Genomic DNA, 13685 nt, shown 5'->3' with positions numbered 1-13685 from the left:
ATCGCTCCCCGCACGGCCGCGGCGCGAGGCGGTACGGTGGGGCGTGAAGGATGCGGCTACGCGGTCCGAGGAGGGAGCCACCGATGATTCTGCTCCGTCGCCTGCTTGGTGACGTGCTGCGTCGGCAGCGCCAACGCCAGGGCCGTACTCTGCGCGAAGTCTCCTCGTCCGCCCGAGTCTCACTCGGCTATCTCTCCGAGGTGGAGCGGGGGCAGAAGGAGGCTTCCTCCGAACTGCTCTCCGCCATCTGCGACGCGCTGGACGTACGGATGTCCGAGCTCATGCGAGAAGTGAGCGACGAGCTCGCCCTCGCGGAGCTGGCCCAGTCTGCAGCGGCCACCGAGCCCGTGCCCACGCCGGTTCGCCCGATGCTGGGTTCCGTGTCGGTGACCGGTGTACCGCCGGAGCGGGTGACCATCAAGGCACCTGCCGAGGCGGTGGACGTGGTCGCCGCGTGACATTCACGCGCGTGGCTGTGTGACGCGACAGTGTGAGGCCCCGGCCGGGGCTTCTCCGGGAAGACCCGGGGGAGCGCGGCCGGGGCCTTCGTGCTGTGTGCCTCCCCGCGCCTCCACCCGACCGGAGTCTGGTTTGCGCCCATTTGCCGGTCTGGGGTGGTGCCGTCATGGTGGGAGGGATGTCGCGGGACCGAGCCAACGGAGGATCTGGATGTACGTCGTGAAGAGCTCGTTGTCCGACCCGGACCTGAAGACCGTGTCCGAGGCGCTCCAGGGTGCGCTCGTCGACCTGGTGGACCTCTCCCTCGTCGCCAAGCAGATCCACTGGAACATCGTCGGTCCCCGGTTCCGGTCCATACACCTGCAGCTCGACGAGGTCGTCGACAGCGCCCGCACCCATTCCGACACGGTGGCGGAGCGGGCGTCCACGCTGGGCGTACCGCCCGACGGCCGCGCCTCCACGGTGGCGGCCAGCGGCGGCATCGGATCGACGCCCTCGGGCTGGGTCAAGGACACGGACGCGGTCGGGACGCTCGTGGACGCGCTGGGCCGGGTGATCACGCGGATGCGGGAGCGAGTGACGGCGACCGGCGAGGCCGATCCGGTGTCCCAGGACCTCTTCATCGGGATCACGGCGGACCTGGAGAAGCATCACTGGATGTTCCAGGCGGAGAACGCCTGACGGGCGTGGAGCGTCGGGATCTCTTCGTCCTGCACCGAGAGGTGCCCGGTGCGTCCGTGTGCCCTCGGTGCGCCCTCCCTTCCGCCGAGGGCGGCCCGTAGTGTCCGGCTGGAGGTGGCGGCCATGGTGGGGCGGATAGTGCGGTGGGGGGCCGTTCTGGGGCTCGGGGCGATCTGGTGGTGGGCCGTGCTGCGGCTCGCGCTGGGGGAGGACGCGGGGGTTCTGGAGGGGGCGGTCGCGGCCGGAGGGTGGGGGCTGAGCCTGCTGCCGGTGCACTGTGTGCCGAAGACGCGGACCGCGGGAGCCGTGGGGGCGGAGCGTTGGGTCGCCGCCTGGCGCGCGGGCAGCGCCCGGAGCGCTACCACGGCATCGCCACACCCCCGTTCGGACGCAGGATCTGGCCCGTCGTGAACGCCGACGCGTCGGACGCCAGGTGGAGCACGGCGTGGGCGACGTCCTCCGGCTCGCCGACCCGGCCGAGCGGTGACATCCGCGTCATCCACGCCTCGGTCTCCGCCTGGGCCTCGCGGTCGTGGCGGTCGGTCATGGGCGTGCGCACCCAGCCGGGAGCGACCGAGTTGACGCGTATGCCGTGCCGGCCGACCTCGTTGGCGAGCGTCTTCGTGAGCTGCACCACGGCCGCCTTCGCCGCCCCGTAGCAGAGCAGCCCCGGCCCGCCGGTGTCGACGGCGCCCGAGGCCATCGTGACGATGCTGCCCCCGGTGCCCTGGGCGAGCATGAGCCGGGCCGCCTCCTGGCAGGCGTACAGCACGCCCTTGAAATTGACGTTCAGGACCCGGTCGAGATCCTCGTCGCGGGTCTCCAGGACCGGGCTGCTGTGCATGATCCCCGCGATCGCCGCCATCACGTCCAGGCGCTCGCAGGACCGCACGGCCTGCCCGAGCCGCGCCCGGTCGGTGACGTCGAGGGGGTGGGTGTGGGCGCTGCCGCCCCGATCCTTGATCAGGGCGGCCGTCTCGTGCAGGCCGTCCGCGTCCCGGTCCGCGCAGTGCACGGTCGCGCCCGCCTCGGCGAGCAGGACGGCCGAGGCGCGGCCGATGCCGCTCGCGGCGCCGGTGACGAATGCGGTGCGTCCGGTGAGGTCGTACGCCTTGACGGGCATGAGGTGACGGTACGAGCGTTTCTGACGGTCCGTCAATTAGTCGTACGGGGACGGCTGTGACGCGCTTGTGGGGAACCCGGCGCCGGGGCGGGGCCGCGCTGGCAGGACGGGCACCAGTACGTGGGGCGCTCGCGGGAGCCGTCGCCCTGGTCGGCCGCGCGGATCTGGGTGTGGCAGCGCAGGCAGGGGCGGGGCGCCCGGCCGTACACGAACAGGTCCTGGCCCCGGCGCCCTGTGGTGCTGCGCACCGGGCGCTCGCGGTTGGCCTCCAGGAGCCTCTTGGCGAGGAGGGGCAGCCGGGCGGCGAGACCGGCCGGCAGCGCGCCCACCGGCAGCCACGGGGTGGCGCCCAGCAGGAAGCAGAGCTCGCTCTTGTAGATGTTGCCGATGCCGGCGAGGTTGCGCTGGTCGAGCAGGGCCTCGCCGAGCGGGCGGGCCGGGTCCGCGAGCAGGTTGGCGAGCGCCAGGTCCGGGTCCCAGTCCGGCCCCAGGAGGTCGGGGCCGAGATGGCCCACGGTGCGTGATTCGTCGCTGGTGCGCAGGAGGTCGAGGACCGGGAGACGGTAGCCCACCGCCGTGTGGTCCTCGGTGCCGAGGATCACACGGATCTGGTGCGCCGGGCCGCCGCTCCACCGCCGGCCGCTGTCGTAGACCTTCCAGGAACCGTCCATCTTCAGGTGCGAGTGCAGCGTCAGGCCGCCCTCGATACGGGTCAGCAGGTGCTTGCCGCGCGGGGTGACGTCCAGGACCGTACGGCCGGTGAGGTCGGCCGTGGCGTACTTGGGCACCCGGAGGTCGCTGCGGGTCAGCACCCTTCCCGCGAGGGCGTCGTGCAGTCGCCTCGCGGTCTGCCAGACCGTGTCACCTTCGGGCATGGGTCAAGGGTGACACGGCCGCGATCCGCGGTGTCGCGCTGATCATGCCCGCAGCCGCAGTCCGCGCGGGGTCGCGATGAAGCCCGCTCCTTCCAGCAGGGTGCCGAAGGGGGAGGTGAGGGCCGAGGCGCCGTTGACCCGCTCCACCGTGACCGTGCCGAGGGTGCCCGCGCGGGCGGCCGCCGCCAGGGCCTGAGCGGCCGCCCGCAGACGGGGGTCCTCCGTGGGCGTGGTGTCCGGGGCGGAGGGCCACGCCAGCAGCGTCTTGCCGCCGCGCTCCATGTAGAGCGTCAGCTCTCCGTCGACCAGCACCACCAGGGATCCGGCCTTGCGGCCCGGCTTGTGCCCGGCGCCGGTCGGCGGCTCGGGCCAGGAGAGGGCGGCTCCGTACGCGTTCGCGGGATCGGCTGCCGCGAGGACGACGGCCCGGGTGTCGGCGGAGGACGTACGGGTGCGGCGGTCGCCGTAGCCGTTGGGGAGGGCGGGGCCGCTGGGGCCGCCTCGTGGGCCGCCGTAGCCCGGTGCGGCGAAGTCCTTGGGGGAGACGTAGTCGCCCGGGGCGGTGCGGGGTTCGGCCGGCCAGTCGAAGTCGCCGTCGAGGCCCGCGTTGTCGAACGTCGCGCCGTCGAAGCCCGTGATGCCGAAGTCGGAGTCGGCCCCGGCGAAGGGCGTGGTCGAGGCCCCGCCGGCGGGGGAGCCGAAGCCCGGTGCGTCGCCGTCCGCGAAGCCGGGGGCGGGCACCAGACCGTCGCCCCGCTCGCGGGCGTTGGCCACCGCGCGCAGGCGGTCCACGGCTCCGTCCATCGCGAACTGGGCGGCGCCCAGCCCCTCCACGACATAGCCGCGCCGCGCCTGACCGCTCTCCTCGAAGGCGGACAGGATCCGGTACACGGCCGAGAAACCGCCCTCGACGCCCTCCGCGGCGACCGCTCCCCGGGTCACCACACCGTGCCGGTCGAGGAGGATGCGGGCGAGCGCGTGGCCGCGCACCGTGGCGTCCGCCTCGCGCTGCGGGAGCAGCGACCAGCGGCCCGCGACGGTCGGTGGCCCGCCGCGCGAGGCGGGGCGGGCGGCCGCCGTCAGGGAGCCGTAGCGGCCGCGCGGCACCGTGCGCTTGGCGCGGTGAGCCGTGGAGCCCGCCGTGCGCCCGGAGCCGAGGAGCGAGCGCATCGGGGCCAGGGTGTCGTTGGTCAGCCGCCCGGACCAGGCCAGGTCCCAGACGGCGTCGGCCAGTTGGGGGTCGGTGGCGTCGGGGTGGGTGGTGGCCCGGACCTGGTCGGCGATCTGCCGGAAGAACAGGCCGTACCCTCCGGAGAGGGCGTCCAGGACGGACTGGTGGAGCGCGGTCGGCTCCAGCGGGTGCGGCGGCGGCAGGAGCAGCGGGGCCGCGTCCGCCATGTAGAGGGAGACCCAGCCGTCCTTGCCGGGCAGCGCGCCCGCCCCGGCCCACACCACCTCGCCGGCGGCGGTGAGTTCGTCGAGCATCGCCGGGGTGTACTGCGCCACGCGCGACGGCAGGATCAGCTTCTCCAGGGCGGACGCGGGCACGGACGCGCCCTGCAACTGCTCGATGGCGCGCACCAGTCCGTCGATACCGCGCAGACCGTGACCCTTGCCGATGTGCTGCCACTGCGGCAGGAACTGCGCCAGCGCGGGTGGCGGCACCGGCTCCAGCTCGTGCCGCAGCGCGGCCAGCGAGCGGCGGCGCAGCCGGCGCAGCACGGCCGCGTCGCACCACTCCTGGCCGATCCCGGCCGGGTGGAACTCCCCCTGCACGACCCGGCCGTTCGCGGCGAGCCGGTGCAGCGCGCCCTCCGTGACCGCCACGCCCAGGCCGAAGCGGGCGGCCGCGGTGGCCGAGGTGAACGGGCCGTGGGTGCGGGCATAGCGGGCCAGGAGGTCGCCGAGCGGGTCCTTGACCGGCTCGGTGAAGGCCTCGGGGACGCCGACCGGCAGGGCCGTGCCGAGGGCGTCGCGCAGCCGGCCCGCGTCCTCGACGGCCGCCCAGTGCTCGGCTCCGGCGATCCGGACCCGGATGGCGCGGCGGGCACCGGCCAGCTCCTTGGCCCACCGTGGATCGGCACCCCGCTCGGTCAGTTCGGCGTCCGTGAGCGGGCCGAGCAGCCGCAGCAGGTCGGCGACGCCTTCGACGTCCTTCACCCGGCGGTCCTCGGTGAGCCACTGGAGCTCCTGCTCCAGCTCGGCCAGCACCTCGGCGTCGAGCAGCTCGCGCAGCTCCGCCTGGCCCAGCAGCTCGGCCAGCAGCCGCGAGTCCAGGGAGAGCGCCGCGGCCCGGCGCTCGGCGAGCGGGGAGTCGCCCTCGTACAGGAACTGGGCGACGTACCCGAAGAGGAGGGAGCGGGCGAACGGGGACGGCTCGGGGGTGGTGACCTCGACCAGACGGACCTTGCGGGACTCGATGTCGCCCATCAGCTCGGCGAGCCCGGGGACGTCGAAGACGTCCTGGAGGCACTCGCGGACCGCCTCCAGGACGATCGGGAAGGAGCCGAACTCGCTCGCCACCTGGAGCAGTTGCGCGGCGCGCTGGCGCTGCTGCCACAGCGGGGTGCGCTTGCCGGGGTTGCGGCGCGGCAGCAGCAGCGCGCGGGCGGCGCACTCGCGGAACCGGGACGCGAACAGGGCCGAGCCGCCGACCTGGTCGGTGACGATCTGGTCGACCTCGCCCTTGTCGAAGGCCACGTCCGCCGCGCCGACCGGGGCCTGGTCGGAGTCGTATTCCGTACCCGCCTTCACGGGCTGCTGGTCGAGCAGGTCCAGGCCCATCAGATCGGCGTCGGGCAGCCGCAGCACGATGCCGTCGTCGGCGTGCATGACCTGCGCGTCCATGCCGTACCGCTCGGACAGGCGGGCGCCGAGGGCGAGCGCCCACGGGGCGTGGACCTGGGCGCCGAACGGGGAGTGGACGACGACCCGCCAGTCGCCCAGTTCGTCGCGGAAGCGCTCCACGACGATCGTGCGGTCGTCCGGGACGTGGCCGCAGGCCGCGCGCTGCTCGTCCAGATACGACAGCACGTTGTCGGAGGCCCAGGTGTCGAGGCCGGCGGCCAGCAGGCGCAGCCGGGCGTCCTCCTTGGACAGCGAGCCGACCTCGCGCAGGAACGCGCCCACCGCGCGGCCCAGTTCGAGCGGGCGCCCCAGCTGGTCGCCCTTCCAGAACGGGAGCCGGCCCGGTACGCCCGGCGCAGGCGAGACCAGGACGCGGTCGCGGGTGATGTCCTCGATGCGCCAGGAGCTGGTGCCGAGCGTGAAGACGTCGCCGACCCGGGACTCGTAGACCATCTCCTCGTCGAGTTCGCCGACCCGGCCGCCGCCCTTCTTGGGGTCCGCGCCGGCCAGGAAGACCCCGAACAGGCCGCGGTCGGGAATCGTGCCGCCGGAGGTGACGGCGAGGCGCTGCGCGCCCGGGCGGCCGGTGATCGTGCCGGCGACCCGGTCCCACACCACGCGGGGGCGCAGTTCCGCGAAGGCGTCGGACGGGTAGCGGCCCGCGAGCATGTCGAGGACCGCGGTGAACGCGGACTCCGGGAGGGAGGCGAACGGCGCGGCGCGGCGGACGGCGGCGAGCAGGTCGTCGAACTGCCAGGTGTCCAGCGCCGTCATCGCGACGAGCTGCTGGGCGAGGACGTCCAGCGGATTCGCGGGGACCCTCAGGGACTCGATGGAGCCGGACCGCATCCGCTCGGTGACCACTGCGGCCTGGACGAGGTCGCCGCGGTACTTCGGGAAGACGACGCCGGTGGAGACCGCGCCCACCTGGTGGCCCGCACGGCCGACGCGCTGGAGGCCGGAGGCCACCGACGGCGGCGACTCCACCTGCACGACCAGGTCCACCGCGCCCATGTCGATGCCGAGTTCGAGGCTGGAGGTGGCCACCACGGCGGGCAGGCGGCCGGCCTTCAGATCCTCCTCGACGAGGGCGCGCTGCTCCTTCGAGACCGAGCCGTGGTGCGCGCGGGCGATGACCGGGGGCGCGCCCTGGGCCGCACCCGAGCCGCCCATCAGCTCGGCGGGGGCGTGGTGTTCGTCCAGCGGCTCGCCGGTCGCGCGCTCGTACGCGATCTCGTTGAGCCGGTTGCACAGGCGCTCGGCGAGGCGGCGGGAGTTGGCGAACACGATCGTCGAGCGGTGGGCCTGCACGAGGTCGGTGATCCGCTCCTCCACGTGCGGCCAGATCGAGGGCCGCTCCGCGCCCTCGTTCCCGTCGGCCACCGGGGAACCGCCCAGCTCGCCGAGGTCCTCGACCGGGACGACGACGGACAGGTCGAACTCCTTGCCCGACTTCGGCTGGACGATCTCCACCTTGCGGCGGGGCGAGAGATAGCGGGCCACCTCGTCCACCGGGCGGACCGTCGCGGACAGGCCGATGCGGCGGGCGGGCCTGGGCAGCAGCTCGTCCAGCCGCTCCAGGGAGAGCGCCAGATGCGCGCCGCGCTTGGTGCCCGCGACCGCGTGCACCTCGTCCAGGATCACCGTCTCCACGCCGGTCAGCGCGTCGCGCGTGGCCGAGGTGAGCATCAGGAACAGGGACTCCGGAGTGGTGATCAGGATGTCCGGCGGGCGGGTGGACAGCGCGCGGCGCTCGGCGGCCGGGGTGTCGCCGGAGCGGATGCCGACCTTGACCTCGGGCTCGGGCAGGCCCAGGCGGACGGACTCGTGGCGGATGCCGGTCAGCGGGCTGCGCAGATTGCGCTCGACGTCGACCGCGAGGGCCTTCAGCGGTGACACGTACAGAACGCGGCAGCGCTTCTTCGGGTCGGCGGGCGGGGGTGCGGACGCCAGCTGGTCCAGGGCGGCGAGGAACGCGGCCAGCGTCTTGCCGGAGCCGGTCGGGGCCACCACCAGCACGTCCGAGCCTTGTGCGATGGCCTGCCAAGCTCCCGCCTGGGCCGCGGTGGGCGCGGAAAACGCCCCCGTGAACCAGCCGCGGGTCGCGGGGGAGAAGCCGTCGAGGGCTCGATGTGCGGAGCTGACCATGCGTCCATCCTGCACCCGGCCACTGACAAAGCCGTCGGCCCGGGCCCACGCGGGCGGACGCGGGATCTCGGTCGTCCGGCTCGGACCGGGTGGCGGAGAATGGGCGCATGGTGGCTTCGGGCGAGCGGGCGCGGCACTGGCAGTACGCCGAACTGCCCGGTGTCGACCTGCTCCGGGCCCGGTACATCCGCAAGACCTTCGTCCGGCACACCCACGAGAACTTCGTGATCGCCGCCATCGCCGACGGCGTCGAGGTCTTCCACCACCGGGGCACCGACGTCCACGCCGGCGCGGGAGCCCTCGCGCTGGTCAACCCGGACACCCCGCACACCGGACGGGCGGGCGTGCCCGAGGGCTGGCGGTACGGCGCGGTCTACCCGTCGCCCGAGGTGGTGGCCGCCATCGCCGCCGAGACGACCACGATCCGCGGCACCCCCGGCTTCGTCAGCCCGGTGCTCGACGACCCGTACACCGTCGGCCTGGTCCACCAGGTGCTCCGCGCCACCGACGAGGGCAACGCGCTGGCCGCCGACACCATGCTGCGGGTGGCCGTGACCCGCCTGCTGCGGCTCAACGGCGGACCGCTGCCCCGGCGCGAGGTGCGCACGGCCGGGACCCGGATCGCGGCACGCGCGCGTGCCGTACTGGAGGAGCGGATGGCCGAGCCGCCCACGCTGGAGCGGCTGGCCGCCGGCCTCGGGACCAGCCCCTTCGCGCTGCTGCGGGCGTTCCGTGACGCCTACGGCATGCCGCCGCACACCTGGCTGACCGACGCCCGCGTGCGGCGCGCCCGGCACCTGCTGGACGCCGGGACCGCGCCCGCCGAGGCGGCCGTCGCCGTCGGCTTCAGCGACCAGCCGCACCTCAACCGCCACTTCGCCCGGATCGTCGGAGTGCCGCCCGGGGCGTACCAGCGCGAGCGCAAGAACGTACAAGACCCGGGGCGGCGGCCGCACGTAACGTCCGACGCGTGGCAGAACAAACAGCTCTCGCAGACATGGCCGCCGAAGGCGGAGGAAAACCGGATGCCGCCGTCGTGCGGGACGCCCTGGGGGTCGGGGTCGCCGTAGGACTGTCGGGGTTCGCCTTCGGCGTGACCTCGGCCGGCAGCGGGCTGAGCCTGCCGCAGACCTGCGCGCTGAGCCTCCTGGTGTTCACCGGCGCCTCCCAGTTCGCCCTGGTGGGGGCGCTCACGGCCGGGGGCAACCCGCTCACGGCCGCCGCGGGCGCCTTCTTCCTGGGTGTGCGCAACGCCTTCTACGGGTTGCGCCTGTCACAGTTGCTGGCCCTCCCGCGCGCGGTGCGGCCGTTCGCCGCCCAGTGGGTGATCGACGAGACCACGGCGGTGGCCCTGGCCCAGCCCGGCCGGCGCAGCGCGCGCCTCGGTTTCACCGTCACCGGACTCACCCTCTACGTGCTGTGGAACCTCACCACGGTGCTCGGCGCACTGGGGGCCCAGGCCATCGGCGACACGGACGCGTGGGGCCTCGACGCCGCCGGGCCCGCCGTGTTCCTGGCCCTGCTCGCGCCCATGGTGAAGACCGCCACGGAGCGCGCCGTCGCGGGCCTCGCCGTGCTGCTGGGGCTCGGCCTGCTGCCCGTCCTGCCCGCCGGAGTGCCGGTCCTGGTGGCCGCGCTCGCGGCCCCGGTCGCCCTGTGGGCGGAGGGTCGCCGGGGCGGCCGCGAGGGAACCGTTGTGCCAGACGTATCGGATGTGTCAGCTGTGCCTGACGTATCGGATGTGTCGGACGGGTCAGATGTCTCGGACGCGCCAGAGGGAGACCGTTGAACATCTGGATCGCGATCGGTGTGACCGCGCTGGGCTGCTACGCCGTCAAGCTCGCCGGGCTGCTCGTCCCCGCAGCCGCCCTCGAACGGCCGCTGGTCAAGCGGCTCGCCGCCCTGCTGCCGGTCGCCCTCCTCGCCGCCCTCACGGCCCAGCAGACGTTCGCCGACGGACACGTCCTCGTACTGGATGCCCGGGCCGCGGGGCTCGCGGCGGCGGCCGTGGCGCTGGTGCTGCGTGCCCCGTTCCTGCTCGTCGTCGCGGCGGCCGTGGTGGTGACGGCGGGGGTGCGGGCCGTCGGAGGGTGAGCGGCGTCGGCGGGTGACAGCCGTCCGAGGAGGAGGCCTCGCGTCAACCCACGAAGCGGCCGTACGCCCGGAGGGTGCGCAGGGCCTCGATCGTCACCATGGGGCGCGCCTCCAGGGCGGTGCCCGGGGCCCACTGGCGCCAGCGGACGGGCCAGCCGCCGTCCTCCCGCTGCTCGGCTTCGAGGTGGTCCAGGGCCCGGGTCATCTCGTCGTCCGTGAACCACGCGCGCGCGAGCGACTGCGGGGTCCTCGCGAAGTCGTACGGGAAGTGGTGCTCGCCGGGGGCGTAGCCGGGCGCGACCGGGTGGTCCGCGAGCCGCTCCGGGTCCAGCGCCGCGAGCCGGTGCTCGCGCACCAGGCGGCCGAGACGGTCGGCGGCCGCCTCCGCGCGCGAGCGGTCGGGTACCGCGTCCAGGAAGGCCACCGCGGCCTCGACCTCGTAGGGATGGGACTTCTCCAGGGACTCCACGGCCTGCCAGCAGAAGTCGGTGGCCCGGAACAGCCAGGCGTGCCAGACCTCGTTGCGGTGCAGCAGGCCCACCACCGGCCCGGTGGCCAGCAGATCGCTCGGCGGATCGTCCACGATCGGGATGAACGGGGCCGCCGGATAGCCGCGCTGCCCGGGATGGACCGCGGGCAGGGCGCCGTCCGGGGTGGAGACGGACGTCAGATAGCGGCACACGCGCTCCACCCGCTGCCCGCCGCAGCGCCCGATGGCATCCAGGACGCGCAACGCGTGGCCGGTGTGCAGCGGCTGACTGACCGGGCCGCGCAGATCGGGCTCCAGAGCGTGGCCGTACCCGCCGTCCTCGTTGCGATAGGCGTCCAGCGCCGTCTCCACCGGGTCCGGATCGCCGTTCAGGAAGTGATGGGCGAACAGGCGCTGCTCCAGCACGCGCGCGGTGAGCCAGACGAACTGCTCGGCACGGAAGAGCGGGGAGCGCGCCGGGGGAGCGGAGGGCGCGGGGGACGTCGGCGGGAGTGGGGAAGCTCCTGTTTCGGGCATGCGTCAGACCGTAGGGCGGAAAGCGGTCTCGGCAAGCGGTCCCGGGCAGGCCCCACTCTCAGGGGCGGGATACTGGCGTCATGCGGTTGACGGTCTTCTGGCAGCGGATGGCGGAACACTTCGGTGCGGGGTACGCCGACACCTTCGCGCGCGATCATGTGATGGCGGAGCTCGGCGGGCGGACGGTGCACGAGGCGCTGAACGCGGGCTGGGAGGCCAAGGACGTGTGGCGCGTGGTCTGCGCGGTGATGAATGTTCCGGGGGAGCAGCGCTGATCGGTCACGAAGATCGCACGGGGGCAGCGGGTTGTCGGCGGCGTGGGCGAGACTTGCACCGTGGCACCCACTGACGACACCGGGCCGATAGCCCGGCAAGCATCCCCGTTCGGTACGACGCCGCCCACCCGGCCTCCGGTCGAGGGCGCCGCCGCGCCGGGCGCCCGCATGCCGCGCTGGCTGCCCCGCGCCATGGTGCTCGCGCTCGCCCTCGTCGCCGCCTTCCAGCTGGGCAGCTGGGCCTTCCACCAGCTGACCGGCCTGCTGATCAACATCCTCATCGCGTTCTTCCTGGCCCTCGCCATCGAGCCCGCGGTGAGCTGGATGGCCACCCGCGGCATGCGCCGGGGGCTCGCGACCTTCCTGGTCTTCCTGGGCCTGGCGATCGTCAGTGCCGGGTTCATCGTGCTGCTCGGCTCGATGCTCGCGGGCCAGATCATCAAGATGGTCGAGGGCTTCCCCGACTACCTCGACTCGGTCATCCACTGGATCAACCAGACCTTCCACAGCGACCTCAAGCGCGTGGACATCCAAAAGGGCCTGCTGCGCTCCGACTGGCTGCGCAAGTACGCGCAGAACAGCGCGGCCGGCGTGCTCGACGTGTCCGCCCAGGTGCTCGGCGGACTGTTCCAGCTGCTGACCGTCACGTTGTTCTCGTTCTACTTCGCCGCCGACGGGCCCAGGCTGCGCCGCGCCCTGTGCTCCGTGCTGCCGCCCGCCCGCCAGGCCGAGGTGCTGCGCGCGTGGGAGATCGCCGTGGACAAGACCGGCGGCTATCTCTACTCGCGCGCGCTCATGGCGCTCATCTCCGGCATCGCGCACTACATCCTGCTGGAGGCGCTGGGCGTGCCCTACGCGCCCGTGCTCGGTGTCTGGGTGGGTCTGGTCTCGCAGTTCATCCCCACCATCGGCACGTATCTCGCGGGCGCGCTGCCCATGCTGATCGCGTTCACGGTCGATCCCTGGTACGCGCTGTGGGTGCTGGTCTTCGTCGTGATCTACCAGCAGTTCGAGAACTACATGCTCCAGCCCAAGCTGACCTCGAAGACCGTCGACATCCACCCGGCGGTCGCCTTCGGGTCGGTGATCGCGGGCACCGCGCTGCTCGGCGCCGTCGGCGCGCTGATCGCCATCCCCGCGGTCGCCACGCTGCAGGCCTTCCTGGGCGCCTACGTGAAGCGGTACGACGTCACGGACGACCCCCGGGTGCAGGGGCACCGCAGCCGCGTGGCGGCCGGTCCGGGGCTCCTCGCGCGCGTGCGGGGCATGTGGGCACGGGGACCGGGGATGCCCGAGCCCGAGGCGAGAGGGGCGGAGGAGGCCTCCTCCTGACCGGGGCGGGCGGGTTCAGTACGTGAGCACCGCCCACACCCCGGCGCCGGCGACGGCGGCCGCGTAACCCCCGACCGCCGCGGCCACGATCCGCCGGCGCACCCGCTCGCTCCAGGACGTGCGGGACAGCAGCCACGCCAGCGCGGGCAGGACCAGCACGGCGTGCAGGCTCACCCCGTGCAGCGGCTTGAGCGGGGCCGTCGAGTGGTACGCCGCCTCCTGGTGTCCGGACCGGGTGAGCACCACCCCGCGCGCGATCATCGCCGCGCCGGAGGCGAGCGCCACGAGCAGGATCGCGAACCCGGAGCGCACGGCCAGTGGCATACCCGCGGGCCCCACGGGCCGGCGCCGGAAGGACACGACCGCGAAGACGGTGAGCAGCGCCACCAGGACGCCCCCGCCCACCGCGAGCGTCATGGACACCGCCGTGTCGAAGGGGGTCTCCATGTCGAGATGCGAGGGCACCCGGCGCCACGCCTGCAGCGTGATGCCGCCCACCTCCACCACGCAGTCGGCGGCGAACACGGCGAGCAGCGTGGTGCGCAGCCGCTCCCCGACGCGCAGGTACGACGTCACCCAGGTGACCGCGATCAGCGTCACCCCGAAGGAGAGCCCGAAGGTGACGGGCTTGCGCCAGGAGACGGGACCGTCCCAGGGGCCGCCGTCGACGGCGAACACCACCAGGTGCGCGAGACCGCAGAGGACGAGGGCCGCACCGGTCGCGTGGCAGATGCGCTCGACGGGGCGCGGTTTCGTCGGGGCCATGAGCATGACCCCAAGGCTCCCGAGAGCCTCCCGCACGGTCGTCGTCCGGCCGAAGACACCTGCCGTACACCGCGAGGAGT

13 protein-coding genes are annotated in these 13685 nt (G+C 73.8%); 8 read left to right on the top strand and 5 right to left on the bottom strand.

What is annotated here, in order from left to right:
• Positions 1-83: 83 nt before the first annotated feature.
• From ACWGKT_RS37565 to ACWGKT_RS37555, 3 genes are all read left to right on the top strand, one after another.
• The gene (locus ACWGKT_RS37565; RefSeq protein WP_030178264.1) at positions 84-458 is read left to right on the top strand and encodes a helix-turn-helix domain-containing protein; all 375 of its coding nucleotides are present in this window, start codon (positions 84-86) and stop codon (positions 456-458) included.
• Positions 459-669: 211 nt separating this feature from the next.
• Positions 670-1140, top strand: coding sequence for a Dps family protein (locus tag ACWGKT_RS37560; RefSeq protein WP_453277181.1), 471 nt, complete (start codon positions 670-672; stop codon positions 1138-1140).
• A gap of 123 nt (positions 1141-1263) precedes the next feature.
• The gene (locus ACWGKT_RS37555; RefSeq protein ID WP_453277180.1) at positions 1264-1551 is read left to right on the top strand and encodes a hypothetical protein; all 288 of its coding nucleotides are present in this window, start codon (positions 1264-1266) and stop codon (positions 1549-1551) included.
• Here ACWGKT_RS37555 and ACWGKT_RS37550 read toward each other — a convergent pair.
• The 3 genes from ACWGKT_RS37550 to ACWGKT_RS37540 are packed head-to-tail and all read right to left on the bottom strand — an operon-like array spanning position 1499 to position 8133.
• Positions 1499-2263 (bottom strand): SDR family NAD(P)-dependent oxidoreductase, encoded by a 765-nt coding sequence (locus tag ACWGKT_RS37550; protein ID WP_453277179.1) that lies wholly within the window; start codon positions 2261-2263, stop codon positions 1499-1501. The two genes, ACWGKT_RS37555 and ACWGKT_RS37550, sit on opposite strands and share 53 nt — an antisense overlap.
• 32 nt (positions 2264-2295) lie before the next feature.
• The gene (locus tag ACWGKT_RS37545; protein ID WP_453277178.1) at positions 2296-3138 is read right to left on the bottom strand and encodes a DNA-formamidopyrimidine glycosylase family protein; all 843 of its coding nucleotides are present in this window, start codon (positions 3136-3138) and stop codon (positions 2296-2298) included.
• 42 nt (positions 3139-3180) lie between these two features.
• Positions 3181-8133: an ATP-dependent helicase gene (locus tag ACWGKT_RS37540; RefSeq protein ID WP_453277177.1), complete on the bottom strand. Its 4953-nt coding sequence runs from the start codon at positions 8131-8133 to the stop codon at positions 3181-3183.
• A 107-nt stretch (positions 8134-8240) separates the two neighbouring features.
• Between ACWGKT_RS37540 and ACWGKT_RS37535 the strand changes: the two genes are divergently transcribed.
• From ACWGKT_RS37535 to ACWGKT_RS37525, 3 genes are read left to right on the top strand one after another with little or no spacing between them, the layout of a single operon-like run.
• Complete coding sequence (locus tag ACWGKT_RS37535; protein ID WP_453277176.1) at positions 8241-9203, top strand: AraC family ligand binding domain-containing protein; 963 nt, start codon at positions 8241-8243, stop codon at positions 9201-9203.
• Entirely contained in the window at positions 9104-9922 is an 819-nt protein-coding gene (locus ACWGKT_RS37530) for an AzlC family ABC transporter permease (protein ID WP_453277175.1), read from the top strand. Before ACWGKT_RS37535 ends, ACWGKT_RS37530 begins: the two co-directional genes overlap by 100 nt.
• Positions 9919-10227, top strand: coding sequence for an AzlD domain-containing protein (locus ACWGKT_RS37525; protein WP_356151709.1), 309 nt, complete (start codon positions 9919-9921; stop codon positions 10225-10227). The genes ACWGKT_RS37530 and ACWGKT_RS37525 overlap by 4 nt, the downstream gene beginning before the upstream one ends.
• Positions 10228-10270: 43 nt before the next feature.
• Here the strand turns inward: ACWGKT_RS37525 and ACWGKT_RS37520 are convergent, their stop codons facing one another.
• On the bottom strand, positions 10271-11233 hold the full coding sequence (locus tag ACWGKT_RS37520) for a hypothetical protein (protein WP_453277174.1): 963 nt from the start codon (positions 11231-11233) through the stop codon (positions 10271-10273).
• Positions 11234-11313: 80 nt separating this feature from the next.
• Here ACWGKT_RS37520 and ACWGKT_RS37515 point away from each other — a divergent pair, with 80 nt between their 5' ends.
• Positions 11314-11508 (top strand): DUF3046 domain-containing protein, encoded by a 195-nt coding sequence (locus tag ACWGKT_RS37515; protein WP_356151713.1) that lies wholly within the window; start codon positions 11314-11316, stop codon positions 11506-11508.
• 60 nt (positions 11509-11568) lie between these two features.
• The gene (locus tag ACWGKT_RS37510; RefSeq protein WP_453277173.1) at positions 11569-12840 is read left to right on the top strand and encodes an AI-2E family transporter; all 1272 of its coding nucleotides are present in this window, start codon (positions 11569-11571) and stop codon (positions 12838-12840) included.
• A 15-nt stretch (positions 12841-12855) separates the two neighbouring features.
• On the opposite strand, the gene ACWGKT_RS37505 is transcribed toward ACWGKT_RS37510, so the two are convergent.
• Complete coding sequence (locus ACWGKT_RS37505; RefSeq protein ID WP_453277172.1) at positions 12856-13605, bottom strand: hypothetical protein; 750 nt, start codon at positions 13603-13605, stop codon at positions 12856-12858.
• Positions 13606-13685 lie beyond the last annotated feature (80 nt).

The organism is Streptomyces sp. NPDC054794, assembly GCF_053611585.1.
This window is presented reverse-complemented; position numbering and strand designations above follow the sequence as displayed.